The sequence below is a fragment of the Thermoleophilum album genome, assembly GCF_028867705.1.
Lineage (GTDB): Bacteria > Actinomycetota > Thermoleophilia > Solirubrobacterales > Thermoleophilaceae > Thermoleophilum.
This window is the reverse complement of sequence record NZ_CP066171.1, coordinates 1,404,856-1,430,846: the sequence shown is the minus strand read 5'-3', so window position 1 is coordinate 1,430,846 and position 25,991 is coordinate 1,404,856. Positions and strand designations below refer to the sequence as shown.

The 25,991-nt window shown below is 70.6% G+C and carries 21 protein-coding genes; 13 read left to right on the top strand and 8 right to left on the bottom strand.

Translation table 11 applies throughout. The annotated features are described in order from the left end of the window. Positions 1–84: 84 nt before the first annotated feature. Together JDY09_RS06695 and JDY09_RS06690 are read right to left on the bottom strand one after the other, a co-directional pair. Positions 85–270, bottom strand: a complete 186-nt coding sequence (locus tag JDY09_RS06695) for a hypothetical protein (RefSeq protein WP_274716153.1) — start codon at positions 268–270, stop codon at positions 85–87. 181 nt (positions 271–451) lie between these two features. Then, complete coding sequence (locus JDY09_RS06690) at positions 452–1,612, bottom strand: galactokinase (protein WP_274716152.1); 1,161 nt, start codon at positions 1,610–1,612, stop codon at positions 452–454. Between the two features lie 19 nt (positions 1,613–1,631). Here JDY09_RS06690 and JDY09_RS06685 point away from each other — a divergent pair, with 19 nt between their 5' ends. The 8 genes from JDY09_RS06685 to JDY09_RS06650 all read left to right on the top strand — a co-directional run bounded on the left by JDY09_RS06685 (position 1,632) and on the right by JDY09_RS06650 (position 14,003). Beyond that, complete coding sequence (locus JDY09_RS06685) at positions 1,632–2,702, top strand: ROK family protein (protein WP_274716151.1); 1,071 nt, start codon at positions 1,632–1,634, stop codon at positions 2,700–2,702. A 107-nt stretch (positions 2,703–2,809) separates the two neighbouring features. Then, entirely contained in the window at positions 2,810–4,861 is a 2,052-nt protein-coding gene (gene tkt, locus JDY09_RS06680) for a transketolase (RefSeq protein WP_274716150.1), read from the top strand. Between the two features lie 7 nt (positions 4,862–4,868). Next, complete coding sequence (tal, locus tag JDY09_RS06675; RefSeq protein WP_274716149.1) at positions 4,869–7,619, top strand: transaldolase; 2,751 nt, start codon at positions 4,869–4,871, stop codon at positions 7,617–7,619. 9 nt (positions 7,620–7,628) lie between these two features. Further along, positions 7,629–8,582 carry a phosphogluconate dehydrogenase (NAD(+)-dependent, decarboxylating) gene (gene gnd, locus JDY09_RS06670; RefSeq protein WP_274716148.1) on the top strand — a complete coding sequence of 318 codons (954 nt, stop codon included), beginning with the start codon at positions 7,629–7,631 and terminating at the stop codon, positions 8,580–8,582. Between the two features lie 3 nt (positions 8,583–8,585). After that, a complete protein-coding gene (gene zwf, locus JDY09_RS06665; RefSeq protein WP_274716147.1) occupies positions 8,586–10,112 on the top strand; it encodes a glucose-6-phosphate dehydrogenase in 1,527 nt (508 codons plus the stop codon). Further along, entirely contained in the window at positions 10,112–11,305 is a 1,194-nt protein-coding gene (locus JDY09_RS06660) for an OpcA/G6PD domain-containing protein (protein ID WP_274716146.1), read from the top strand. The genes zwf and JDY09_RS06660 overlap by 1 nt, the downstream gene beginning before the upstream one ends. Further along, positions 11,302–12,087, top strand: coding sequence for a 6-phosphogluconolactonase (gene pgl / locus JDY09_RS06655; protein ID WP_274716145.1), 786 nt, complete (start codon positions 11,302–11,304; stop codon positions 12,085–12,087). The genes JDY09_RS06660 and pgl overlap by 4 nt, the downstream gene beginning before the upstream one ends. Continuing rightward, positions 12,084–14,003 (top strand): glycoside hydrolase family 15 protein, encoded by a 1,920-nt coding sequence (locus JDY09_RS06650; RefSeq protein ID WP_274716144.1) that lies wholly within the window; start codon positions 12,084–12,086, stop codon positions 14,001–14,003. The genes pgl and JDY09_RS06650 overlap by 4 nt, the downstream gene beginning before the upstream one ends. Before the next feature lie 58 nt (positions 14,004–14,061). Here JDY09_RS06650 and JDY09_RS06645 read toward each other — a convergent pair whose 3' ends face one another. From JDY09_RS06645 to JDY09_RS06620, 6 genes are read right to left on the bottom strand one after another with little or no spacing between them, the layout of a single operon-like run. Continuing rightward, on the bottom strand, positions 14,062–15,150 hold the full coding sequence (locus JDY09_RS06645) for a M20/M25/M40 family metallo-hydrolase (RefSeq protein WP_274716143.1): 1,089 nt from the start codon (positions 15,148–15,150) through the stop codon (positions 14,062–14,064). A gap of 10 nt (positions 15,151–15,160) precedes the next feature. After that, positions 15,161–16,087, bottom strand: coding sequence for a heme o synthase (locus tag JDY09_RS06640; protein ID WP_274716142.1), 927 nt, complete (start codon positions 16,085–16,087; stop codon positions 15,161–15,163). A gap of 2 nt (positions 16,088–16,089) precedes the next feature. Further along, positions 16,090–17,124, bottom strand: coding sequence for a COX15/CtaA family protein (locus JDY09_RS06635; RefSeq protein ID WP_274716141.1), 1,035 nt, complete (start codon positions 17,122–17,124; stop codon positions 16,090–16,092). Next, positions 17,121–18,848 carry a cytochrome c oxidase subunit I gene (gene ctaD / locus JDY09_RS06630; RefSeq protein WP_274716140.1) on the bottom strand — a complete coding sequence of 576 codons (1,728 nt, stop codon included), beginning with the start codon at positions 18,846–18,848 and terminating at the stop codon, positions 17,121–17,123. The genes JDY09_RS06635 and ctaD overlap by 4 nt, the downstream gene beginning before the upstream one ends. A 24-nt stretch (positions 18,849–18,872) precedes the next feature. Continuing rightward, a complete protein-coding gene (coxB, locus tag JDY09_RS06625; RefSeq protein ID WP_274716139.1) occupies positions 18,873–19,739 on the bottom strand; it encodes a cytochrome c oxidase subunit II in 867 nt (288 codons plus the stop codon). Between the two features lie 56 nt (positions 19,740–19,795). Continuing rightward, a complete protein-coding gene (locus JDY09_RS06620) occupies positions 19,796–20,587 on the bottom strand; it encodes an enoyl-CoA hydratase-related protein (RefSeq protein ID WP_274716138.1) in 792 nt (263 codons plus the stop codon). A 70-nt stretch (positions 20,588–20,657) separates the two neighbouring features. On the opposite strand from JDY09_RS06620, the gene JDY09_RS06615 reads away from it, so the two are divergent. The 5 genes from JDY09_RS06615 to JDY09_RS06595 all read left to right on the top strand — a co-directional run bounded on the left by JDY09_RS06615 (position 20,658) and on the right by JDY09_RS06595 (position 25,986). Beyond that, positions 20,658–21,320 carry an MBL fold metallo-hydrolase gene (locus JDY09_RS06615; RefSeq protein WP_274716137.1) on the top strand — a complete coding sequence of 221 codons (663 nt, stop codon included), beginning with the start codon at positions 20,658–20,660 and terminating at the stop codon, positions 21,318–21,320. 155 nt (positions 21,321–21,475) lie between these two features. Beyond that, positions 21,476–22,444: a phosphatase PAP2 family protein gene (locus tag JDY09_RS06610; RefSeq protein WP_274716136.1), complete on the top strand. Its 969-nt coding sequence runs from the start codon at positions 21,476–21,478 to the stop codon at positions 22,442–22,444. Next, positions 22,441–23,637 (top strand): lysylphosphatidylglycerol synthase transmembrane domain-containing protein, encoded by a 1,197-nt coding sequence (locus tag JDY09_RS06605; RefSeq protein ID WP_274716135.1) that lies wholly within the window; start codon positions 22,441–22,443, stop codon positions 23,635–23,637. Before JDY09_RS06610 ends, JDY09_RS06605 begins: the two co-directional genes overlap by 4 nt. Then, on the top strand, positions 23,634–24,620 hold the full coding sequence (trxB, locus tag JDY09_RS06600; RefSeq protein ID WP_274716134.1) for a thioredoxin-disulfide reductase: 987 nt from the start codon (positions 23,634–23,636) through the stop codon (positions 24,618–24,620). The genes JDY09_RS06605 and trxB overlap by 4 nt, the downstream gene beginning before the upstream one ends. A 22-nt stretch (positions 24,621–24,642) precedes the next feature. Continuing rightward, complete coding sequence (locus tag JDY09_RS06595) at positions 24,643–25,986, top strand: D-arabinono-1,4-lactone oxidase (RefSeq protein ID WP_274716133.1); 1,344 nt, start codon at positions 24,643–24,645, stop codon at positions 25,984–25,986. Positions 25,987–25,991 lie beyond the last annotated feature (5 nt).

Here is a 25,991-nt window from a genome sequence, read left to right as displayed (position 1 = left end):
CGCCGCCGCAGGGACGGGACCGCGTCGTTGCTGAGCAGCGCCGCCGCGCCGTCCTCTCGCGGCGGCAGCGGCGCTCGCGCGCTCTCAGTGATGGTCGTGCTCGAGCGGCAGTTCCGCCATCTCGCGACGGACCTTGCCGATCCAGATCGCGGTGGCGATCGCAGTCACGACCGCGCCGATTGCCGAGACGATGACAGAGAAGACGAGACCAACGAGGATCAGGGCGATGCCAGCCGCCGTCACCACCGGGAGGTACGACGGCTCGGGCATGTGAACAAGCTCGCCCCGCGGTGGCGCGGGGTCCAACACCTTGCGCGGTTGCCGTTTCGCGGCCATCAGTAGGTGAGCCCCGCGATCCACGAAGCGGCGAAGATCAACAGCGCGATCGCCAACGCGATCAGCGCGCTGCGCATGTTCTTCTGCGCCAGACGACGATCCACGAGGCGGTTTATTAGCAAAAGCGCGGCCACGGCGCCGTGCCGTCGATCGTGAGTCCGAAGTCGGGTCGCACGGGGAGCGCACCTGTCGGCAGCGCGGCGTCGGCTGGGAAGAGCGCCAACACCATGCCGCCGAAGCCGCCTCCGACGAGCCGGGCGCCGAGCGCCCCGTGCGCTTTCGCGAGCGCGCGGGTGTGCTCCACCGCCGGCGTCGAGACGTTGAAGAGGTCGCGCAGGCTGCGGTGCGAGGCGTCGAGAAGACGCCCGAGGCGGCCGATGTCGCCACGGCGGAGCGCGTCGACGGCCAGGCGAACGCGCTCGCATTCGGCGACGACATGCGCGGCCCGCTGGCGCCAGCGGTTCGGCAGGCGCAGGCAGCTGTCGAGCGGCGCCTTCGCGAGCGGCGCGACGCCGAGCATGCGCGCCGCTTCCGCGCACTCGGCGACACGCTCCGCGTAGGGCGAGCTGCCGAGCGCTCTGCGCTCGCCGCTGTCGAGCAAGGCGAGGCGCGCGTCCTCGAGCGCGATGCCCACGCGCAGGTAGCGATCGGCGGCGAAGTCGCAGAGCACGCCGGCGCCCGGCGCACCACCGAGGATCGCGACCTGGTCAAGGAGGCCGCCCCCGGCGCCGCCGGCTGCGCGCTCCGCGCGCGCGGCCGCGCGCGCCACCGCAAGCGGGTCGCCGGGCAATTGCCCCCCGAGGACGCAGACCGCGACGATCAGTCCTAAGCAGAGGGCGGCCGACGACGAGAGCCCGGCTCCGATCGGCAGGTCGCCGGCGATCTCGACCGTGCCTGCCGCCCGTACGACGCCGAGCTCGCGGGCGACCTCGCAGCAGGCGGCGGCCGTGCGGCACAAAGACAGCGGCCGCTCGTCGCTCGCGCCCTCGCTGTCGACGCCGAGCGCAGCGAGCTCGACACGCTCGCCGGTCGCTCTCGACGCGATCGTGAGCGTCTCGAGCCTGTGGCGACGGACACTGAGCCAGAGAGCCCGGTCGGTCGCGAACGGCAAGGCGAGACCACCGCTGTGGTCGGTGTGCTCGCCGATCAGGTTGACGCGGCCGGGTACGCGGATCGTGGTCGGCCTCTCGTCGCTCGTAGTTAGTGCGATCGCGCGCATACGGTCGCGGCCGTCGATACTACGGTCGGCGCTCGGCTTGCCGCTGGCGCCGAGCACGACGAGCCTCTCCGACCAAGTGCCCACAGAACCGCTACACGACGAAGAACCTCGCTCCCGCGTCCGCGTGCACCCGCCGGGCCGCGGCGCCGACCGAGGCGAGGAGCTGGTCGTCGGCGTCGACGTCGGTGGCACCAAGGTGGCGGCGGCGGCGTACCTGGCGGCCGACCTCACCGGTGGCGCGCAGCGCGGACGCGAGCGCGAGCCACCGCAGGCGCTCGCGAGCGCGCGCGAGCCGACGCCGCACGACAGCGCTGCTCTGCTCGACCTCGTCGCTTCGCTGGTGGAAGGTCTCGAAGCGGACACGGCGGGCTCGGCGTGCCGAGTGGGCGTGGGTTTCCCGAGTGGGATCGATCAGAAGACCGGGCGTGCTCCGGGTGCTGTCAACTTGGTCGTCGGCGACATCCCGCTCCGGGCCGAGCTCGAGCGGCGGCTGGCCGGGCGCGCCGTGGCGATCGACAACGACGGCAACACTGCCGCCCTCGCTGAAGCGTGGCTGCGCTCGTGCAGCGAGCTCGTGATGCTCACGCTCGGTACGGGTGTCGGTGGTGGGGTGATCAGCGGCGGGCGGCTGCTGCGCGGCGCCGACGGTCTCGGCGCCGAACTCGGGCACTTCCCCATCCGTGCCGACGGACCGCCCTGCCCCGGCTCCTGCCCCGCCCGCGGCTGTGTCGAGGCGCTCTGTTCCGGTCAGGCGCTCGAGCGCGACGCTCGCGAGCTCGCAGCGACACGGCCGACCAGCCTGCTGGGCCGTGTCCTCGCGACCGGCGGCAAAATCAGCGCGCGTGACGTCACTGCCGCCGCCGCGCGCGGCGACCCCGACGCCCGCTGGCTGATCGACCGCTTCGCCCGCGACCTCGGGATCGCCCTCGCCGGCTACGCCAACGTCTTCCAGCCGCGAGTGATCGCCATCGGCGGCGGGCTCGGCTCGGCCACCGACCTCTTCCTGCCCACCGCGCTGGTCGAGGCCGAGCGCTCGGCGCTCGCTCACATCTGGCCACGCGTGCGCGTGGTCGGGGCGCGCGCGGGCGAGGCGGCAGGAGTGCTCGGCGCCGCGCTCGTCGCTGTCTCGCCGAATCTTGCGGGGTAGACACAAGGTCGCGTGCAGAGACGGCGGCCGGACGCGCTAACAATGCAAGGCGGAGACAGCAAGCGAGCGCCCACCACACCGACCCCTCCGACACCACGGGAGAACGCGTGAGCGACGACGAGCGGGCAGAGCCGCAGGCGAACATCGACGAGCTCTGCATAAACACCATTCGCACGCTGGCGATCGACGCGGTCGAAACGGCGAACTCGGGACATCCGGGCACGCCGATGGCGCTAGCGCCGCTCGCCTACACGCTCTACACGCGCGTGCTGCGCCACAGCCCGCGACACCCCGACTGGTTCGACCGCGACCGCCTGGTGCTCTCCGCCGGCCACGCCTCGATGCTGCTCTACGCGATCCTCTACTTGACTGGCTACGACCTAGGCCTCGACGACATCCGTCGGTTCCGCCAGCTCGGCTCGCTCACCCCCGGTCACCCCGAGTACGGGCGCACGCCCGGCGTCGAGGTCACCACCGGCCCGCTAGGTCAGGGCATCGGTAACGCTGTCGGACTGGCGCTCGCCGAGCGCTGGCTGGCGGGTCGCCTCAACCGCCCCGGGTACCCGATCGTCGACCACTACACGTTCGCGATCTGCTCCGACGGCGATATCCAGGAGGGCGTTTCGAACGAGGCGTGCGCGATCGCCGGCCACCTCGGTCTCGGTCGGCTGATCGCGTTCTACGACCGAAACCACATCTCGATCGACGGGCCGACCGAGCTCGCGATGTCGGAAGACACCGCCGCGCGCTACGAGGCGCTCGGCTGGCACGTCCAAGATCTCGGAGAGGACGTAACCCCGGCGCGGATCTGCGCCGCGGTCGAAGCCGCCAAGGCCGAAGAGCGGCGGCCGTCGCTGGTGATCCTGCGTACGCACATCGCCGAGGGAGCCCCCAACAAGCGCGACACCGCGGCGGCCCACGGGGCACCGCTCGGCGCCGACGAGGTCCGGCTCACCAAAGAGAACCTCGGCTGGCCGGTCGATCGGTCGTTCTGGGTGCCCGACGAGGCGCTCGCCCACTGCCGCCGCGCCGTCGAGCGCGGGCGCGAGCTGGTCCGCGAGTGGGAGGAGCGCTGCCGGAGCTACGCCCGCGCCTACCCGAAGGAGCACGAACTGCTCGAACAGGTCCGGGCACGTCGGCTGCCGGCGGACTGGGACAGCGGCGAGCTGCCGCGCTTCGAACGCGACGACGGCCCGGTAGCGACGCGCAAAGCGGCGCACCGTGCGCTGCAGTGGGCAGCGGCGCGCGTTCCCCAGCTCGTCGGCGGGTCGGCCGATCTCGCCTCCTCGACGCTCGCGAAGATCGACGATGCGCAGAGCATCGGGCGGGGCAACTACAGCGGTCGCAACATCCACTTCGGTGTGCGCGAGCACGCCATGGGCACGATCGTCAACGGCCTCGTACTGCACGGGCTGCGCGCCTTCGGCGCCACCTTCCTCGTCTTCAGCGACTACATGAAGCCGCCGATCCGGCTCGCCGCGTTGATGGGTATCCCTTCGACGTTCGTGTTCTCGCACGACTCGATCGGGGTCGGCGAGGACGGACCAACTCACCAACCGGTCGAACACCTACCGCACCTGCGTGCGATCCCCAACCTCTACGTGGTGCGTCCGGCCGGTGCGAACGAGACCGTGCGCGCGTGGCGGTTCGCGCTGCGCACCAGCGACCGCCCCGTCGTGCTCGTGCTGACACGCCAGGCCGTTCCGGTCGACGATCCCGATCGCGTCCCCGACGATGCGATCGAGCGCGGCGCCTGGGTGGTGCGCGACAGCACCGGCGAACCCGACGCGATAGTGGTGGCGACAGGATCCGAGGTGGCGACGGCCCTCGACGCTGCCCAGCTTCTTCAGGCGGACGGTATAGACGCGCGCGTGATCTCGATGCCGTGCGTCGAGCGTTTTCTCGAGCAGGACGAGCGCTGGCGCGAGGATCTATTGCCATCGTCGTGCCGAGCTCGCGTCGCCGTCGAGGCTGCCGCTCCCCTAGGGTGGGAGCGGATCGTGGGAAGCGAGGGCGCTGTCGTCGGCATCGACCGCTTCGGCGAGTCCGGCCCTGGGCGGGAGGTGCTCGCCCACTTCGGCTTCACGCCCGAGCGCGTGGCGGACACGGTGCGGGAGGTCGTCGCGAGGGTTACGAGCGAGCAGTCGACCGCGAGGTGAGGTAACGGTGGAGAGAAGCGCAGTCGAGAGCCATCCCGCTACCGGTGCGAACTCGCGGCTAGCGGCGCTCGTTCGCGCCGGCACCGCCGTGTGGGTCGACGACCTCGACCGGGCGATGCTGCACGGCGGCGAGCTCGACCGTCTCGTCGAGCTGAATTGCGTGAGCGGCGTCACCACCAACCCGGCGATCTTCGAACGCGCCCTGGCGGCCGGGAGAGACTACGACGACGAGCTCGCCGAGCTCGCGTGCAGCGGACAGGACGCCGACGCGCTCGTCGAAGCGCTGACCGTCAGCGACGTGCGCGCGGCGTGCGACCGCTTGGCGCCCATCTTCGCGGCCAGCGTCGACAGCGCCGAGACGGCGCTCGCCGGGCCCGACGGCTTCGTGTCGATCGAGGTCTCGCCCCACCTCGCGCGCGACGGCGAGGCGACGCTGAGTGCTGCTCGTCGGCTGTGGGAGCTCGTCGCCCGGCCGAACGTGATGATCAAGATCCCCGGCACCGAAGAGGGGCTCGCGGCGATCGAGGAAGCCCTCTTCGAAGGGATCAACGTCAACGTCACGTTGCTGTTCTCGGTCGCTACCTACGAGCGCGTCGCCGAGGCGTACGTGCGGGCGATGGAGCGGCGCGCTGCCGCCGGCCGCGACTTCCGCGTCTGGTCGGTGGCCTCGTTTTTCGTCTCGCGCGTCGACACCGAGGTCGACCGTCGCCTGCGGCGACTGGGGCGCGACGACCTGCGGGGGCGCGCCGCCGTGGCCAACGCGCGCGCCGCCTACCGCGCCTTCGAACGGATCTTCCTCGGCGAGCGTTTCGCCGCCCTGCGCGCGCGCGGATGCCCCGTGCAGCGCCCGCTTTGGGCATCGACAGGCGTGAAGGACCCCGCCTATCCCGAGACCAAGTACGTCGCCGAGCTCGTCGCTCCCTACACGGTGTCGACGATGCCGCGCGCGACGCTCGCGGCGTGCGCGCGGGAGCTCGAGGTCACCGCCGACACGGCGCGGATCGACCCTGCCGACGATCTCGCGGCGCTCGCGGACGCCGGGATCGATCTCGAAGAGGTCGCGGCGGTGCTGCTCGAAGAGGGGATCGAGAAGTTCGTGCGTCCCTACGAGCGGACGCTCACCGCTGTCGCGCGCAAAGCGGTCGCGCTGGCGGGCACCACTGCGGCGGTGGTGCCCGACCGGCGCTGGCGCACACTGGCAAGCGCAGACGACCGGCGCGCCGAGAGCGAGCGGATCGTGCGCGCGCTCTTGGCGGGCGACGCCAGCGCTCTCGGCGACCCCTCGACTCCCGAGCTCGCCGATCGGCTGGGCTGGGTGCGCTCGCCGGCTCGCGAGCTCGCCGTGCTCGGCGAGCGTCGCAGCGTGTGCCGTGAGCTTGCCGGCGACGTCGACGCCGTCGTGTTGCTCGGGATGGGCGGCTCGAGCCTTGGTGCCGCCGCGCTCGCGGCTGCGCTGGGTATCGAAGTTCACGGTCCGCTGGCCGAGCAGCGGCCACCGTCCCCCGGCGAGCGGAAACCCCTGTACGTCCTCGACTCCACCCACCCCCGCGCCGTGCGCGCCCTTGAGGGCGTGCTCGAGGACAAGCGTCCGCTGTTCGTCGTTGCTTCAAAGTCGGGGACGACGGTCGAGACGCGTGCGCAGATGGACTACTTCCTCGGGCGCAGCGGCCAGCCTGAGCGGTTCGTGGCGATCACCGACCCGGGCACGCCGCTCGACGCCGACGCGCGCACGCAGGGGTTCGCGCACGTCTTCCACGGCGACCCCGAGATCGGTGGGCGCTACTCGGTCCTTTCGCCGTTCGGGACGGTGCCGGCGCTGCTCTGCGGCGGCGATCCCGAGCCGCAGCTGCGGGCCGCTGTCGAGCTTGCCGAGAGGCTTGCGGACGAGCCGCGACCGGCCGCCACGCTCGCGGCCGCGCTCGCCACGGCGGCCGCCGAGGGGTCCTGGCGCCTGCTCGTCGCCGCGGGCGAGAGCGAGCGCCTGCTCGCGCTCTGGCTCGAACAGCTGATCGCCGAATCGAGCGGCAAACAGGGGCGCGGCATCCTCCCGGTCCCGCTCACTGCCGCCGAAGACGGCACTTTGGCGACCCCTTCCGGCGCGCTGCTCGCCCTGCCCGTTCGCGCCGCTGGCGGCGCGCGGGCGATCGCGCCCGTTCCGGGCGTGCCGCTCGCCGCTGTTGGCGGCGAGGCGCTTGGAGCTGCGCTGTATCTGTGGGAGGTCGCGACGGCGGCGGCGTGCGCGCTCATCGGCGTCAACCCCTTCGACCAACCCAACGTCCAGGAGGCCAAGGACGCAAGCAAACGAGCCCTAGCGCGGCGCGAACGTCCTCGCTGCGACGAGGAAGCAGCAGCCGTGCAGCTGATCCGCGCGCTTGCGCCGCCGGAATACCTGGCGATCCAGGCGTACCTCCCCGAATCGCCCGAGCTTGACGCTGCCGCGAGCGAGCTCTGCCGCACCGTCGTCGAGCGCACCGGCTGCGCGGCGACCTTCGGCTACGGGCCCCGCTACCTGCACTCGACCGGGCAGCTGCACAAAGGGGGACCGCCGGTCGGCGCGTTCTTGCAGCTCGTCGACGGAAGCGACGGCGACGAGCTAGCGATCGCGGAACGCGACCACGGCTTCCGTGCGCTGATCGACGCACAAGCGGCGGGCGATCGCGCCGCGCTCGAGCAGCGCGGGCGCCGCGTCGTCACGGTCGCGGCCGACCGCGACCCCGCGCGCCTGCTGCGCAAGCTCGGCGACGCGCTCGCGACGTAGGTGCCGGAGATGGGCGCGCCCGAGGTCAAGGCGGTCGGTTTCGTCGGGCTTGGGCGCATGGGACGCGGACTCGCCGCACGTCTCGGCGAGCGCGCACCGTCCATCGCCGTGCACGGCTTCGATCCGGATGAACGGGCGCGCGCGGAGGCAGCGCGCTCCGGCGTCGCCGTAAGCGACACCGTCGAGGCGCTCGTCGCTGCGCTGCCGCGGCCGCGCGTCGTCTGGTTGATGGTGCCCGCCGGCGAAGTGACCAGCGCCGCACTCGCGAGCGTCGCCGCCGCAACCGATCGGGGCGACGTGATCGTCGACGGCGGCAACTCCGACTGGCGCGACAGCGTCCGCCGGGGGCGCGAGCTCGAAGCGCGGGGGATCGACTTCGTCGACGTCGGCGTGAGCGGGGGCATCTGGGGCCAAAGCGAAGGGTTCTGCTTGATGGCCGGCGGTTCGTCGACGGCCTTCGCGCGCCTCGAGCCGGTGCTGAGCGCGCTCGCCCCCGACCCGCACCCCGAGTTCGGCGAGGGCTACGCTCACGTCGGCCCTGTCGGCGCCGGGCACTTCGTGAAGATGGTGCACAACGGCGTCGAGTACGGGCTGATGCAGGCGTACGCCGAGGGCTTCGCGCTGCTGCGCTCCGCTCCGTTCGAGCTCGATCTGGCGCGCCTCGCCCGGCTCTGGATGCAAGGTTCGGTGGTGCGCTCCTGGCTGCTCGAGCTCGCCGGCCGGGCGCTCGCGAGCGGCCAGGTGGAGGAGCTCGCACCGTGGGTCGAAGACTCGGGCGAAGGCCGGTGGACGGTGGAACAGGCAATCGCTAGCGCCGTCCCGGTGCCGACGATCGCCGCCGCGCTGTTCGCTCGCTTCGCCTCCCGCGGGGGCGACGACTTCCAGGCGCGTCTGCTTGCGGCGCTGCGCAACCAGTTCGGCGGGCACGCCGTCCGCCGCGGCGGGGGAGCGGAGGGCAGCTAGAGCGTGGCCGTAGTGGAGCGCCGCCGCAACCCGCTGCGCGAGGGGCTAGAGCGGCCGATCGCCGCGGCCACGGCGCTCGTGATCTTCGGAGCGACCGGCGATCTAGCCCGCCGCAAGCTCTTACCGGCTGTCTACAACCTCGGTCACGAGGGGCTGCTGCCGCACGGGTTCCGGCTCGTCGCGGTCGCGCGCAGCGAGCTGAGCGACGACGCCTATCGCCATCTCTTCGCGGAGTCCGTCGAACGCTTCTCGCGCCGCCGACCCGACCAGGCGGTGCTCGAGCGGTTGCTCGATTTGACGAGCTACGAGTCTGGTGCGTTCGGCGACGACGACCTCTACAAGCGCCTCGGCCGGCGACTCGCCGAGCTTGACAGCGACGACGATCTGCGTCACAACCGCGTCTTCTACCTCGCCACCGCCCCGGCGTTTTTCGCGCCGCTGGTGGAGGCGCTCGGGCGCCACGGACTTGCGCGCGCGGAAGGCGCCGAGGTGCGGGTGGTGGTCGAGAAGCCGATCGGCCGCAGCCTCGCCGAAGCCGAGGAGCTCAACGCCCGCTTTCACGCCGTCCTCGACGAGCGCCAGATCTTCCGGATCGACCACTATCTGGGCAAGGAGACGGTTCAGAACATCCTCGCGCTGCGTTTCGCGAACGGCATCTTCGAGCCGTTCTGGAACCGCCACTACGTGGAGAACGTGCAGATCACCGTGACCGAGGATCTCGGCATCGAGGGGCGTGCGGGCTACTACGAGCAGTCGGGAGCGTTGCGCGACCTCGTTCAAAACCACATGTTGCAGCTGCTGGCGCTGATCGCGATGGAGCCACCGGTGCGCTTCTCGGCCGATCCGGTCCGCGACGAGAAAGCGAAGCTGCTGCGTGCCGTGCGTCCGCCGTCGCCGCAAGAGGTCGGGGCTGCGACCGTGCGCGGCCAGTACGCGCGCGGGGTCGTCGAGGGCGAGGAGGTGCCGGGTTACCTGGAGGAGGAGGGGGTCGACCCGCAGTCGCGTACCGAGACGTTCGTCGCGCTGCGGCTCGGTGTCGAGAACTGGCGGTGGGCGGGGGTGCCTTTCTACCTGCGCACCGGCAAGCGGCTGGCGCGCAAGTCGACCGAGATCGCGCTGACGTTGCGGCCGGTGCCGCACCTCGCCCTGCACGGCGAGGGCGGGGGCGTGAAACAGAACGAGATCGTGCTGTCGGTGCAGCCGAACGAAGGCGTCTCGATTGCGATCAACGCCAAGATCCCGGGCAGCCGCATGCGCACCCGCCCGGTGAACCTCGAGTTTCTGTACGGAAGCGCCTTTCTCTCGGAGTCGCCGGAGGCGTACGAGCGCCTGATCCTCGACGCGATGCTGGGGGACGCGACGCTCTTCACTCGCGAAGATGAGGTCGCCGCCCAGTGGGCGATCTGCCAGCCGATACTCGACGCGTGGGAGCGCTCGGGCGAGCGGCCGCTGCCGTATGCCGCCGGCTCGGCGGGGCCGGCGCAGGCGGACCGGATCCTTCTGCCCGGGCACGCCTGGCGTCCGTTGTGATGACGGAAGCGGGCGCAGAGCTGGCGACCGAGCGGCCCGCGTTGCACCTCAGCCGTTCGGTGGTGGGTGCCACCGACGCCGATCGGGCTTTGCGCGACCTGTTGCGTGCTGCCCATCAGCGCCACGGGGTCGTCCCGGCGCGCGCTTTGACGTTGATCGTGCCGGTCGCCGCCGAACGATTGGGCACGGTGCGGGAGCGTCTGCGCGCACTCGGCCCCAACCATCCCTCGCGCGTCGTCTTGCTGGTTGCTGGTGGGAACGGCGACGTCGCACAGACGGTCGAGGTCGCCAGCGACGGTGCCTGGGACGCACCGCTCGTGACGTTGCGCGAGCTGGTTCAGCTGCGCGTGCGCAGTCGCGACCGGGTCGCGTCCGTGGCTGCGCCGCTCGTGGTCAGCGGCGTTCCGACGGCGGTCTGGCCGGTGGGCGTCGACGACGAATGGGTGGCCGCCCTGGCCGGCCTCTTCGAGGCGGTGCTGATCGACTCGGCCGGACACGCGTCGCTCTCGCACGCGCTTGAACGCGCCTGGCGCCTGTCGCTGGCCGCGCACGTCGTCGATCTCGAGTGGTTGCGCTCCGAGCCTTGGCGTCTGCGTGTCGCCGAGCTTTTCGATCCGCCGCGGCGGCGCGCCGAGCTGTGGCGGATCGAGCAGGTGCGGGTCCGCCACGCCCCCGGTTCGCGGGCTTCGGCGTTGCTGTTCGCGGGGTGGCTCGCGTCGCGGCTCGGCTGGGACCTGCGCGAGGGGGCTGGTGAAGGTGGCGCATCCGCCGCGGCCGACGGCAGCGCGCCCCCGCTCGACGAGCGCCGCTTGGACGATGGCTGCGCTTCGCGGCCGCAACGCGAGCGAGACGCGCGGACACGGCCGCTCGTCGGGCGCGACGTGCGCGTCGTCACGGAAGAGGTCGGAACGCTTGGGGTGCCGGGTCTGGCGGGCGTAGCGGTGCAAAGCGCAGGTAGCGAGATCGCGCTCGAGCGCGGCAGGGGCGGCCTTGTTTGTCGCTCGCGCAGCGGCGGTGGCGAGCGCGTCTCCGTCGCCGTCGGGGCGTCGCGCGGCGAGCGCGGGATCCTCGCCGAGGCTCTCCGCGAAGCGCTCTTGCGGGACCCGACTTACCGTCCGGCGCTGCAGGCGGCGGTTTGTCTCGCCGAGGTAGCGGAGGTCGCTGGCGGCCGGGCGGAAGTTGGCGGTCAGTGACGCATGGCGAGAACAGAAAGAGCGCCGGGATGGGGTCGATCCGGGTCGAGCGGGTAGGCGACGCGGTGGGGCGCTGTGCCGAGCTCCTCGTCGCCGCTCTCGGCGGCGGCGCGCGCCTTGTGGTGACGGGGGGTCGCGGCGCGGCGCAGGTTTACGAGCGGCTGGCGGCGCGAAGGGTCGATCTCGCCGACAGCGAGCTCTGGTTGTCCGACGAGCGCTGCGTTCCGGCCGGTGACGCGCGCTCGAACGGGCGGCTCGTCGAGCGACAGCTGGTCGCACCGCTACCGCCTGCGCTGCGCCCCCGCCTGCGCGCGCCCCGTCTCGATCGCCCGCCCGCCGCGGCAGCAGCGATCTACGAGCGCGAGCTTGCAATCGTGGGCGGGAGCGCGTACGCCTCGCCGCGCTTCGACGTCGTGTTTCTGAGCGTCGGCCGCGACGGGCACGTCGCGTCCCTTTTTCCCGACCAAGCCGCTCTCGGCGAGCGCGACCGCTGGGCCGTCGCCGTCGACGAACCGGGTCTCGCGCCGTTCGTGCCCCGCGTGACGCTCACGTTCCCCGTGCTAGCCCATTGCGCCCGTCTCGTCCTGCTCGCTCTCGGGGAGGAGAAGCGGCCCGCGCTCGCTGCGCTCGAGCAGTCGCTGTCCGGCGCCGCCGGTGGCCGTCCCGACAGCGCCACGGTCGACGCCCAGCCAGCGGCGATGCTCGCCAGCGACTGCGCCGAGCAAGGGGGCGAGGTCGTGGTGGTAACCGACATCGCGAGCGGAGGCGGGACGCAGGCGTGAGCGGGCCAGGCGACTTCGTGGCGTTCGCTCGCGGCCGAACTGTGCCGATCGCCGAATACGCGTTCCTCTCCGACTGCGAAACCGGTGCCCTTGTAGCTCCCGATGGCTCCGTCGAATGGCTCTGTCTGCCGCGGCTCGACTCGCCGAGCGTGTTCGGGTCGATTCTTGACCCGGACGCAGGGTTTTTCCGGCTCGGTCCGGCCGACGTCACGGTGCCCGTCGATCGCCGCTACCTGCCCGGCACGGTGGTGCTCGAAACGAGCTGGGGAACCGGCAGCGGATGGCTTGTGGTCCGCGACGCGCTGCTCGTCGGCCGCTGGAGCGCCGAGAGGCCGCTCGAGGGCGACTGGCGGCGAGCACCCGCCGACGTTTCGGCACGGCGCGTGCTGTTGCGAACCCTGCACTGCGTCCACGGTGAGGTCGAGGTCGAGCTTGCCTGCGAGCCGCGCTTCGACTACGGGCGCAAGGCGGCGCGGTGGCGGTTCGGGCCGGGGGGCTACCACGAGCTCGCCGCCGATCCTTCGGATGGCGGGTCCGGTCCGCGCCTGCGGCTGGCGAGCGACCTGCGGGTAGGCGTCGAACACGCTCGGGCGAGCGCTCGCAGCACCTTGCGTGCAGGGGAGCAGCGGTTCATCGCTCTGGCCTGGGACAGTTGGCTTCCGCGCAGCTATGACGACGCCCACCGCGCGCTCGTCGAGACCACCCACTTTTGGCAGGAGTGGCTCGACCGCGGCCGCTTCCCGGACCATCCGTGGCGTGCGGTGCTGCAGCGCTCGGCGCTGACCTTGCGCGCACTCGCCTACCAGCCGACGGGTGCGCTCGCCGCCGCGGCTACGACGTCGCTGCCTGAGACGATCGGCGGTTCGCGCAACTGGGACTACCGCTACTGCTGGATGCGCGACGCATCGTTCGCACTGTGGGCGTTGCACAGCCTCGGCTTCGACGGCGAGGCTGACGACTTCTTCTACTTCCTCGGCGACGTTCTCGAGCACGGTGATGTCCAGGTGCTGTACGGGTTGGGAGGAGAGCGCGAGCTGCCGGAGCGCGACCTCCCGCACCTACGCGGCTACGGCGGCTCGCGGCCAGTACGGATCGGCAACGGCGCCTACCGTCAGCGCCAAAACGACGTGTGGGGAGCGCTCGTCGACGCCGTTTACCTGCATGTGCGGGGGCGCGAGCACCTCCCGCCCGACGTGTGGTCGCGGCTCGTGGCGGTGGTCGAGGCGGCCCTCGCGGGCTGGCGGGAACCGGATCGCGGTATCTGGGAGGTGCGCGGCCCCGCGCGGCACTTCGTGTCTTCGAAGGTGATGTGTTGGGTCGCCGCCGAGCGCGGTGTGCGTCTGGCAGCGTTCCGGGGCGACAGGGCTCGTGCCCGCCGCTGGCACGAGGCTGCGAAGACGATCCGTGCCGAGGTCCTTCGTGACGGGGTGAGCGAGCGCGGCGTTTTCACGCAAGCGTTCGGTAGCGAAGAACTCGACGCTTCCCTGTTGCTCATTCCGCTGGTGCGCTTCCTGCCCGCCGACGACGCGCGGGTGCGCAGAACGATCGCCGCGATCGAGAGCGAACTCTCAGACGGCGGCTTCGTGCGCAGGTACGACCCGCAGCGCGTCGACGACGGGATCGGCGAGCCCGAAGGCGCGTTCACCGTTTGCTCGTTCTGGCTTGTCTCGGCGCTAACGGAAGCGGGGGAGATCGACCGTGCCGGCGAGCTGTGCGAGCGCCTGCTCGCGCACGCCGGTCCGCTCGGCCTCTACGCAGAGGAGATTGACCCGCGGTCGGGTCGCCATCTCGGCAACTACCCGCAGGCGCTGACGCACCTCGCTTTGATCAACGCCGTGCTGCACGTGGCGCGCGCCGACCTCGGCCTCGACGCTACCAGCCTTCCCTTCGGCCGCCCCTGGCCCGAGCTCGCCTGACAGCTGCCATCCGCTAGCCGGTTCGATGAGCCCTCGACCGGTGCTGGATGCGCCTGCGTCAGCGCTCGAACCGCTGGCCGCGGCGCAGCGCGAGCGCGTACGCTGCGACGAGCGCCGCGCACGCCTCGACGTCGGCGAGGTCGACGATCTCGACCGGCTGGTGCATGTAGCGCAGAGGGATCGAGACGACGCCACAGGCGACCCCCGAGCGAGTGAGGTGCACGGCATCGGCGTCGGTGCCGGTCGAGCGGGCGGTCGCTTCCACCGTGTACGGGATACCGTGCTTCTCGGCGGCGGCGACGAGGCCCTCGAAGACGGCAGGAGCGATCGTCGCTCCGCGCGCGATCACCGCTCCCGAGCCGAGCGGATGACTCCCGAGCTCGCCCTCGTCGGCGCCCGGAACGTCGGTGGCGTGCGTGACATCGACGATCACCGCGACATCGGGCTCGACTGCATAAGCGGCGGTGCGAGCGCCGGCGAACGTGATCTCCTCCTGAGCGGAAGCGATCGCGACCACCTCGACGTCGGCGCCACCGGCCTCCGCGACGCGGCGCAGCGCTTCGAGGGCGACGTAGGCGCCCAGGCGGTTGTCGAGGGCGCGAGAGGCGACACGCCCGCCGACAAGCGGCTGCGGATCGGCGGCGATCACCGCGACGTCGCCGACGCGCACGCGCGCTGCCGCCTCTTCGCGGTCGCTGGCGCCAATGTCGATGTGCAGGTCGCGCAGCTCGGGTACCCGCTTGCGCTCGTCGCCGCGCTGCAGGTGGCGCGGTTTGCCGCCGATCACCCCGGGTACCTCACCGTCGCGGGCGAGCACGGTGACGCGCTGGCCGACCAGCACCTGCGGGTCCCAGCCCCCTAGCGCAGCGATGCGCAGCAGGCCGCGGTCGGTGATGTGGGTGACGATCAGGCCGATCTCGTCGATGTGGCCGACGATCGCCAGCCGTGGTCGCTCGCCGCCACCGCGAACGCGCGCGGTCGACGAGCCGAGCACGTCACCGGCGACATCGTCGGCGAACTCGCGAGCGGCCGCTCGCCAAGCGTGCGCCGCCCGTTCCTCGTAGCCGGGCGGGCCGGGCGCGGCGAGCAGCGCGGCCAGTAGCGGCGGCAGCTCGGTACCGCCAGGGTTGCGCGCCGGAGCTGTCACTGCGCCACCCCTACAGCCGGGCGTCGACGACCATCGCGGCGAACAGCAGCGCCAGGTAGAGCAGCGAGAAGAGGTAGAGCCTAAGCGCGGTGCGGCGGTCGCGGCGCCGCAGCAGCGCGACCGCACCGGCGATGAACAGCGCGCCGAGCGCGAGCGAAACGACGAGATAGAACCAACCGAACGCGCCGGCGCAGAACGGGAGCTGCGTGATCGCGTAGAGCAGGACCGAGTAGAGCAAGATCTGGCGCCGCGTTTCGGCCTCGCCGCGCACTACCGGCAGCATCGGGACGCCCACACGTGCGTACTCGTCCTTCATCAGCAGCGACAGCGACCAGAAGTGTGGGGGCGTCCAGAAAAAGATGATTGCGAAGAGGTAGAGCGGGGTGCCGCTCAACCCACCTGTCACGGCCGCCCAACCGACCAACGGCGGTACCGCGCCAGCCGCGCCGCCGATAACGATGTTCTGCGGCGTGCGGCGCTTCAACCACAGCGTGTACACGAAGACGTAGCCGAGGAAGCCGCTGGCCGAGAGGACTGCCGCGAGCGGGTTTACCGTGTTCCACAAGAGCGCGAACGACGCCAGGGCGAGTGCGATGCCGAAGGCGGTGGCACGCGCGGGCGAGATCCGCCCGGCCGCCACCGGTCGCTGAGCGGTGCGCGCCATCTGGCGGTCGAGATCGCGGTCGAGAACGTGGTTGAGCGCGCCCGCACCGCCTGCCGACAGCGCGCCACCAAGGCAGGTGAGAGCGACGAGCCCGGGGGAGGGGTCGCCAGCGACGTACATCGTCGCAGCCGTGGTGAAGAGCAGCAGCGACTGGACGCCCGGTTTCGTCATCGTGAGGTAGTCGGCGAACCGCGAGCGCAGACGCGCGAGCGGCGCAGGCTGTTCTCCCGCTACGGTCGCCGCCGCGGCCGCTCGGCCGTGCGAGGCGGCCACGGTCACTTCACCCCCGCTGCTGTGGCAAGCGTCGCATCGCCCGGGACGCGCCCCCGCACCACGGCGCGCACGGGAGCGAGCGAGAGAGCCAGATCGAGCGCCACAGCCCAGACGAGCGTTCCAACAGCAAGGTGAGCGACGATCAGGAGCTCGTACTCGTCGAGCCAGACGTTGAGCGCGCCGAGCAACACCTGCACCGCAACCAACGCGCCGAGCCAGCGCGCCCGGGCAACCGCGGCGGCGGACAGGGCTTTGCGGCGACGCAACACCGCGGCCATGAGCATCACGGTTAGGAGAACGGCCAGGTACATGAAGGCGCGGTGGGTGAGGTGGATGTCGACAAGCCTCGACTCGCCGAACGGCATGAACGAGCCGTTGCAGGTCGGGAACTCCTTGCCGCAAGCGTGATGGGCCCCGTCGCCCAGCCGGTAGTCGGGTCGACCGTAGTTCTGGGTTCCCGCCATGTAGCCGCCGGCCACGATCGTCGCGAGCATCACCAGAGCGGTCAGCGCGGCCAGGGCCTTGAGCGGCCGGGGAACGTTGGAGGTCAAGTTGTGGACGGTCGGACCGCCATCATCGCTAGGGAATCGTGCCCCGCACATCCGCACCAACAGGAGCAGACCGCCCAGCAGCACCATCGCGAGACCGAGGTGGGCGGCGACGAGTCCTTCGTCGAGCCCCTTCTCGACGGTAAGGCCGCCGAGACCCGCTTGCGCCGCGACGAGCACCACGAGCGCGCCGGTCAAGGTCGGCAGGCGCGGCCCTTCGACACGTCGCGCAACGGCGAGGACGAAAAGCAAGACGATCATCACCCCGACGATGCCAGCGACGATGCGGTGCGCGTACTCGATTACCGCCGTCAGCTCGAACCCGGGGACGATGTCGCCGTTGCAGAACGGCCAGCCGTGGAAGCCCGAGCCCTCGGGACCGCAGCCGAGCCCGGATCCCGAGACGCGGACGATGCCGCCGAGAATGATCAAGAGAAAGGTCGCGACGAGCGTCGCGACAGCGAGACGGCGATAGGCGCGCGTGCTCACCGCGTGGGCGCGACCGGCTGGGCGACCGTGCCGGCCGGCTGACCTTGGGTGCTGCGGACTTGCGCGCGCAGATCTTGCATCGGTTCAAGCGAGCGCACCCGCGGAATCTGGTCGAAGTTGTTTTCAGGTGGCGGCGAGGGCACGAACCACTCGAGCGTGTTGGCGTGCCAGGGGTCGTTACCCGCGACCTGGCCGCGCTTGAGGCTCCAGACCGCGTTGAAGACCGTGACGAGCACGCCGATGCCCAGAATGAACGAACCGATCGTCGAGATCAGGTTGTACTCGCCCCATCCGGACGACGCCGCGTAGTCGTAGATGCGGCGTGGCATGCCCGACAGACCGGCCGAGTGTTGAACGAGGAACGTCGCGTTGAAGCCGATGAACATCAGCCAGAAGGAGAGCTTGCCGAGACGCTCGGACATCAGCCGTCCGGTCATCTTCGGGTACCAGTAATAGAGCCCAGCGATCAGCGCGAACGCTCCTCCACCGAAGAGCACGTAGTGGAAGTGCGCGACGACGAAGTAGGTGTCGTGCACCTGCCAGTCGATCGGGAAGATCGCGAGCATAACGCCGGAGATACCGCCGATCACGAAAAGGCCTGGGAGGGCAGCGGCGAAAATCAGCGGCGTCTTGAACTCGATGGAGCCGCGCCACAGTGTCGCTAGCCAGTTGAAGATCTTGATCCCGGTGGGCACGGCGATCACGAACGAAGAGAGCATGAAGAACGCAAGCACGACCTCGGCGGTCGGGGTAGTGAACATGTGGTGAGCCCAGACGAGGATGCTCAGGAAGGCGATCGCGACGGTCGAGGCGGCGATCGCCTTGTAGCCGAAGATCGGCTTGCGCGCGAACACCGGCAGCACCTCGGAGACGATGCCGAACATCGGCAGGATCATGATGTAGACCTCGGGGTGCCCGAAGAACCAGAAGAGGTGCTGCCATAGAAGCGGAGAGCCACCACCCGCGGGGTCGAAGAAGGCGGTACCGAAGTGCCGGTCGGTGAGCAGCATCGTTGCCGCCGCTGAGAGGGAGGGCAAGGCGAGGACCAAGAGGTAGCTGTAGATCAGGATCGACCAGACGAAAAGCGGCAAACGGCCCCACGTCATGCCCGGTGCACGCATGTTGTGGATCGTCGCGATGAAGTTGACCGCACCGGCAAGCGACGAGACCGTGGTGAGGTGGATCATCAGGATCCACGCATCGATGCCGCCGTCGGGCGAAAAGGCGTCGTCGGAGAGCGGTGTGTAGGACGTCCAACCAGCGGCGGGCGGATGGAAGAACAGGCTCGCGTAGAACGTGATGCCGGCGAAAAACAGGGTCCAGAACGAGAAGGCGTTGAGGCGCGGGAACGCCATGTCACGTGCACCGATCATCAGCGGCACGAGGTAGTTGGCGAAGCCGGCGATGACGGGCACGAAGAAGAGGAAGATCATCGTCGACCCGTGCATCGTCACAAGGGCGTTGTAAGCCTCGGGAGTGACGAGCGTGTTGTCGGGCCCAGCGAGCTGGAGGCGGATGATCAGCGCCTCGACCCCACCAATCAGGAAGAAGGTGAAGGTGAGGACGAGGTACATGATCCCGATCCGCTTGTGATCGGTTGTGGTCAACCACGAAAGCCAGCCGCGCGGGGCAGGCCGGAGCCCGTGCATGACGACCTCGGGCGGCGAGGCGGCTTTGCGAACCGCTCTCACCGCGTCACTCGGTGCGACCGTTGCTGCCTCCACGGACCTTCCTTTCGTCCTCAGTGGCTACTGCACGTCTCCACGGCGCGCACGCTCCTGGCGTTGCTGCGCGAGCGCCTGCTGCGCCTCGAGGATGTCGATGCGGTGGCGGCGCAGCCATGCCTCGAACTCGGCCGGCTCGACCGCACGGACTACAGCACGCATGTCGGCGTGGTTGGGACCACAAAGCTCGGCGCACTGTCCGACGTAGCGGCCCGGTTTCGAGATCCGGAACCAAGTCTTGTTCACGTAGCCCGGTGTAGCGTCGACCTTGCCGCCGAGCTTCGGGATCCACCAGGAGTGGATCACGTCGGAAGCTGTGACCTCGAGTACGACCGTCGTCTTGGTCGGCACGACAAGTTCGTAGTAGCTGTAGTTGGGACCTGGCAGGTCGGGATACTCGTAGCGCCAGAGGTACTGCTGGCCGTTGACCCGGACGCGCAAAGTCGGGCCGCCCGAGCGCGGCGGGCTGGGCTGGTCGATGGTGGCGAACTGGGCACCCTGGAACCCACCAGGCAGAGAGGCCGGTGGATTACCGATGTCATCGAGATAGACGAAAGTAATGACGCCCAGCACGACGAGGATCAGCGCGGCTCCCACCGTCCAAGAGATCTCGAGCGGCGTGTTGCCCCGGATCTGCGCCGGCTGCGGGCCGCCCTTGCGGCGCCGATAGCGGATCAGCGACCAGATCAAAACCCCCTCGACGAGGAGGAAGATCGGGATCGCGATGATCAGGACGATGACGTAGAGCGTGTGAATGTCGTCGGCGTTCGGCGAGCCGCCCTTCTCGGGGGTGATGACGCCGGCAAAGGCACCGGGGGCCGCGAGCAACAGCCCGGCTAGAACGCTGCACGCCGCAGCCCAGATCGCTCGTCTACGGGTCTTAGCTTGCAAGGCCGGCGGATCATAACTCGCCGGCCGGCGTCGAAGCGAGCTCGTAACGGTTGGCGCTAGGCGCCCTTGAAAGCCGGCTCGCGCTTCTCGATGAATGCACGTACTCCTTCGAGGAAATCCTCGCTGCGTGCCAGGTCGTGCTGGAGGTCGGCCTCGAGGCGCAGTTGCCGATCGAGGTTGGCGAACAGGCTTTCGTTGAGCGCGCGCTTGACCGCCGCATAGGCGCGCGTCGGTCCGCGCGCAAGGCGCTCGGCAAGATCGCGAGCGCGGTCGGCCAGCTCGCCGTCGGGGTAGACGAAGTTCACGAGACCCCATTCGAGCGCCTGACGTGCCGGGACGCGCTCGGCAAGCAGGGCCATCTGGAAGGCGCGCGCTTTACCCACAGCGGCCGGAACGAGCAGCGTCGACCCGCCGTCGGGAGCGAGGCCGATCTCGACGAAGGCGAGCGAGATGAACGCCGACTCGGCCATCGTCACGAGGTCGCACGCGAGAGCGAGGGAGGCGCCGATACCCACCGCTGGACCGTTGACAGCCGCCACGACAGGCTTGTCGAGCCGGCGTACCGCCGCGATCAGCGGGTGGTAGCGCTCGTCGAGTTCGCGGCGAATGTCGGGCATGCCGTCGTCGGCGGCCTCGAACCCGGCCTTGAGGTCGGCGCCCGACGAGAAGGCACGGCCGGCGCCGGTAATCAGCACAGAGCGCACCGACGTCGACGAGCCGGCGCGGCGCAAACACTCGCGCAGCTCGTCAGCAAGCTCTTCGGTCCATGCGTTGAGGCGCTCGGGGCGGTTGAGAGTGATCGTCGCGACCCCGTTCTCCTCTGACCAAAGCACCGCGCGCTCGCTCACAGCCTCCTCCTTTTCTTTTGTCCAGCGCTGTCTCGGCAGGCGAAGTTGCGGCCGAGCCTACCCTTCCGCCATGCTCCTCGAACCGGTCGAGTGGCTAGGCCACGCCGGCTTTCGGCTGCGTCTCGGCCGGGCCTTCATCTACATCGATCCCTACCGGGTTGCGCGACCGGCGCCGCAGGCGGATCTGATCCTCGTCACGCACGGCCACTATGACCACTTCTCGCCGCGCGATATCGAGGAGCTTGCCAAGGCCGACACCTGGTTGATCGGGCCTGCGGCGGTAGTGGAGCGGGTGCGGGGCCGCGTCTGCTCGCTTGCTCCCGGGGAAGCGCTCCTCGACGAACCGGTGCGCGGCCTCGAGGTCCGGGCGATCGCCGCCTACAACACCTCGAAGCGCGATCCCGCTGGCCGGCTCTACCACCCGCGCGAAGCGGGATGGCTCGGTTTCGAGCTGCGCTGGCGCGGCTGGCGCCTGTACCACGCGGGCGACACCGACGTGATCCCCGAGATGGATGCGGTGACGGGCTGCGATGTGGCGCTCCTGCCGGTGAGCGGCAGGTATGTGATGACAGCGGAGGAGGCGGCGGAGGCGGCGCGCAGAATCCAACCGCGCGTCGCCGTGCCCATGCACTGGGGCGGCGAGGTCGGCACGCGCGACGACGCCGAGCGGTTCCGCAAGTGCGCGCCGGTGGCCGTAGAACTGCTCGAGCCGGTCGGGAGTGCGAGCGCCTGAGCACGGAGGTCGCGCACGGAGGCAGCGACCCGGTGGGCGCGCGGGGGGAACGGCAGCGCGAGCGACCCCGAGCGCGGCGAGCGGCGCGGCAGCGCGAGCGGCTGCCGAGCGAGCCGACCGCGAGGCGATGCCGGCGGGCTACACTGCCGCCCGCCTTGCGGGGAAGAGACTGGTTGCGTGCTGCCGGCTGCGCCGCGCTCGCGGTCGGCGTGATCGCGCCGGCGGCGCGTAAACGCTTGCGTCTACCCCCGCTCGCGACTTCGCTGCTCGCCTGGCAGCTCCCTCTCACCACAGCCCGTCTGCTGCCACCGGGTCGGTTGCGCGCCGCCGCGACCTACGCGGCGCAAATGTGGGCCTACTACGTGCACTACGACATGCCCGATGACCGGCCCGGAGCTCTCGAGCGCCGCGTGCGCGTCGACTACCCGATTGCCATCGATCGTCTGTTCGGGGCGGGTGAAGTGCCGACCGTCCGACTGCAGCGTGCGCTGGCGCGCGGCGAGCGGCTGCGGGCCCACGACTACCTGTTGACGTTCGCCCATTGGGCGTGGTTCGTGGTGCCGCACGGGACGGTCGCGTACACGCTTTGGCGTCATCCCGAGCGCTTCCGGCGCACCGCCGTCGGGGTCGCGGCGTGTTTCGACCTCGGGCTCGTGGGCTACTGGGCGCTGCCCACCGCGCCGCCGTGGTGGGCTTCACGGATCGGCAAGCTGCCGCCCGTCCGGCGCACGATGGCCGCTGTCGGCGAGCGCCTGTGGGGGAGGCTGTGGCAACCGCTTTACCATTCGGTCGAAGGCAACCCCTACGCCGCGATGCCCTCATTGCACTTCGGAACGTCGGTCGTGGCAGCGCGGGCACTGGCCGAGATCGGACCGGGCCACGCTGCTATCGGTTGGGGCTACGCGGGCGTTCTCGGCTTCGCACTCGTCTATCTCGGTGAGCACTACGTCGTCGATCTCGTCGCTGGGGCCTTGTGCGCCGAGGTGGCGTGGCGCCTGGCGCGCAAAGTCGTTCCCGACGAAGACCGGTCCGTGAGCGGCGACCTGCGATCCAACGGGCGCGTGCCAGCGACCGCGGTCGGGAAGCTGCTCCCTTCCTCGCCGCCGGCGAGCGCTGCACGATGATCGCCGGCGGCAGCGGCGAGGTGCCGGACGACGTCCAGCGCACCGACGCCCGCGTTCCCGGGAGCGGCGAGGAGCTCGACGTCGGGCGCCTGCAATCGCTGTTCGGCGACTGGCAGCGGATCGCGACGGGATTTTTCGCCTTGCTCGGCGCTCTGGCGGCCGTGTACGTGCTGCTGCCGCGAATCGTCGGTCTCGACGACGCGCTCGACCGGATCGACGATGCGACTTGGCCGTGGCTCGTCGCCGCCCTAGCCTTCAACGTCGGCGCGTTCGCTGCCTACGTGATGCTCTTTCGCGGGGTTCTTGTCGGCGTCGAGGATTCCGACGGCCGCTTGCGTCGCCGGCTCGGAGTACGCGCCTCGTACCAGATCACGATGGCGGGTCTGGCCGCTACCAGGCTTTTTTCCGCCGCTGGAGCAGGCGGGCTTGTTCTCACCTACTGGGCGCTGCGCCGTGCCGGTGTCGGACGGCGAGTCGCTGCCGCGCGAATGGTCGCCTTTCTCGTCGTCACCTACAGCGTCTACGCCGCCGCTGTGATCGTTTGCGGGCTCGCTTTGCACTTCGGCCTCGTGGCCGGCGCAGCGCCGCTCGCCGGGACACTGATCCCCGCCCTGTTTGCAATCGGCGCGGTTGCCGTGTGCTTGCTCGTCGCGCTGATACCCGAGGACATCGACCGGCGCTTGGCCGCGCTGGCGTCGCGGCCGCGTACCGCACGCATCGCCCGACGCTTGGCGAGCGTTCCGGCGACGGTCGCAGAGGGCGTGCGTGCCGCGATCGAGTTCGCGCGCGAGCCGCGGCGGGGCGCGCTCGCGTTGGGGGGTGCCGCCGGTTTCTGGGCCGCGAACATCGCCGTGCTGTGGGCCTGCTTTCGGGCGTACGGCGGAAGCGTCGAGCCGTCCGTGCTCGTGCAGGGCTTCTTCCTCGGCATGTTCGCCAACGTGGTGCCCTCCCCGGCGGCCGGCGCGGGGCCCGTCGACGCCGGGATGATCGCCGCCTTCGCGATGTTCGGCCTACCGGCGGCGATCGTCTTCCCGGCTGTGCTCGTGTATCGGCTGATCGCCTTCTGGTTGCCCGTTCCGCTGGGGCTCGTCGCCTACCTGCAGCTGCGTCGCACGGTCACGGTGTGGGAGCGCGAGGACGATGGCGAGTATCGTGCGGTGAGCGACAAGGTGACGACGGCGGAGGCACGATGAGCGAAGCGAAGGCGATCAAGGAGCTCGAGAACGTCGTGATCGTCGGCAGCGGGCCCGCTGGCTACACCGCCGCGATCTACACCGCCCGCGCCGACCTCGAGCCGCTGTGCGTCGAAGGTTTTCAGTGGGGTGGATTGCTGCAGCTCACGACCGACGTCGAGAACTACCCCGGCTACCCCGACGGCGTGCAAGGGCCGCAGATGATGAGCGATTTTCGCCGCCAAGCCGAGCGTTTCGGCACCCGCTTCATCAGCGAGGACGCGACGGCGATCGAGCTCTCGCGCGACCCCTCTGTTCCGCACGTCGTGCGCGTCGGCGAGCGCGAGATCCGCGCCCGCGCGGTGATCGTCGCCACCGGCGCCGAGCCACGCAAACTCGGTGTTCCCGGCGAAGAGGAGTTCGCTGCTCGCGGAGTCAGCTACTGCGCGACTTGCGACGCGGCGTTCTTCCGCGGTCAGGAGACGATCGTCGTCGGCGGCGGCGACACGGCGATGGAGGACGCCACCTTTCTCGCCAAGTTCGCGAGCAAAGTGACGATCGTCCACCGCCGCAACGAGTTCCGCGCGTCGGCGATCATGGTCGACCGCGCCCGCTCGATCGAGAACATCGAGTTCCTGACGCCCTACGTTGTCGAGCGCTTCGAGGGCGACGCCAAGCTCGAACGCGCCGTTCTGCGCAACACCGCCGACGGCTCGGAGCGGGTGCTGGCGGTAGATGGCGCCTTCGTCGCGATCGGCCACCGCCCGCGGTCGGAACTCGTCGCCGACCAGCTCGCTCTCGACGACCACGGCTACGTCCTCGTCGAGGGGCGTTCGACGCGCACCGGGCTCCCCGGCGTGTTCGCGTGCGGCGATCTCATCGACCCGGTCTACCGTCAGGCCGTGACCGCGGCCGGCAGCGGCTGCATGGCCGCGCTCGACTGCGAGGCGTACCTCCGCGAGCACGCCCCCGAGCTGGCGGCGGCCAAGGCCGCGACCTCCTAGCCCGGCGGCGGTTCACTGCGCGATGAGCTTGCCGGTGGGATTTCCGAGCGCGGCGAGCGGCTGGCGCAACTGGTCGGGAAGCGTTAGCGCGCAGCCGGCTGGCGTCGTGCGTGCGCGTGACGAGCGGGCGGTCGCCGCTGTCGTCAGCCAGGCGCGCCGGGTCAAGGCGCTCGGCTCCGGACACTCGTTCACCGCGATCGCCGCGACCGATGGTGTGGCGCTCGATGTCGGTGCGCTCCGACAAGTCACCGTGGCAGCGGACGAGGGTCTCGTCACCTGCGGAGCCGGTCTTAGGATCGGCGAGCTCGCACGAACGCTCGCCGCCCACGGGCTGGCACTCGAGAACCAGGGCGACATCGACCGTCAGACCGTCGCAGGCGCGATAGCTACCGCCACGCACGGCACCGGCGCCCGCTTCCGCAGCCTTTCGGCACAGGTCGAGCGGCTGCGCCTCGTCGACGGCCGCGGGCAAGTGCGCGAGCTCGCTGGCGGCGACGAGCTCGCCGCCGGGCGGGTCGCGCTCGGCGCGCTCGGTGTGGTCACGGCCGTGACGCTGCGCTGCGTGCCGCTCTTCGGCATCCGCCGCGTCGACGAGCCGTGGGAGCGCGACCGTGCGATCGCGCGTTTCCCGGCGCTCGCGGCCGAGAGCGATCACTGCGAGCTCTTCGTACTCCCCTACGGCAGGCGCTGCTTGGTGCTGCGATCCGAGCGCACGCCGCCGCCCGCCGGGCGCTTCGCGAGCCGTGTGCGCAAGCGTGCGTCCGATCTGTTGCTCGCCAACGGCGTGTTCGCCCTGCACTGCCAGCTCGCGCGCCGCGCGCCGCGCGCAGTCCCGCGCCTCAACCGCCTGCTTGAGCTCGGTTTCGGCTCTGCCCGCCACCACGACCTCGCCTACCGCGTCTACGCCCACCCGCGGCTGGTGCGTTTCAACGAGATGGAGTACGCGCTGCCGCTAGCTAGTGTCGGTGAAGCGGTCGAACGGGTGCTCGCGACGATCGAGCGGCGGCGTCTTGCGGTGTGCTTCCCGCTCGAGGTGCGGGTGGGAGCGGCCGAAGACGCGCTGCTGGCACCGGCGCACGGTCGCGAAACGGCGTACGTCGCGGTCCACCAATACGCGCCGATGCCGTACCTCGAGCTGTTCGCCGAGATCGAGCGCGAGATTTTCCTGCCCCTCGGTGGCCGGCCGCACTGGGGGAAGTGGCACTCGCTCGACGCCGCCGAGCTCGCGCCGCGCTACCCCGGATGGGAACGCTTCCGGGCGGTCAGGGCGCGCCTCGATCCGACCGGCAAGTTCCGCAACGGCTACCTCGACCGCGTGCTCGGCCCGCCCGCTGGCGGCGGGGACGCTGCAGCCGGGGCGAGCTGACGCGG

Coding starts and splice junctions, on each gene's coding strand:
- JDY09_RS06615 (WP_274716137.1), top strand. CDS start 20,658: ATGCTCCTCGAACCGGTCGAGTGGCTAGGCCACGCCGGCTTTCGGCTG.
- JDY09_RS06605 (WP_274716135.1), top strand. CDS start 22,441: ATGATCGCCGGCGGCAGCGGCGAGGTGCCGGACGACGTCCAGCGCACC.
- JDY09_RS06695 (WP_274716153.1), bottom strand. CDS start 270: ATGCCCGAGCCGTCGTACCTCCCGGTGGTGACGGCGGCTGGCATCGCC.
- trxB (WP_274716134.1), top strand. CDS start 23,634: ATGAGCGAAGCGAAGGCGATCAAGGAGCTCGAGAACGTCGTGATCGTC.
- JDY09_RS06660 (WP_274716146.1), top strand. CDS start 10,112: ATGACGGAAGCGGGCGCAGAGCTGGCGACCGAGCGGCCCGCGTTGCAC.
- gnd (WP_274716148.1), top strand. CDS start 7,629: ATGGGCGCGCCCGAGGTCAAGGCGGTCGGTTTCGTCGGGCTTGGGCGC.
- JDY09_RS06595 (WP_274716133.1), top strand. CDS start 24,643: ATGAGCTTGCCGGTGGGATTTCCGAGCGCGGCGAGCGGCTGGCGCAAC.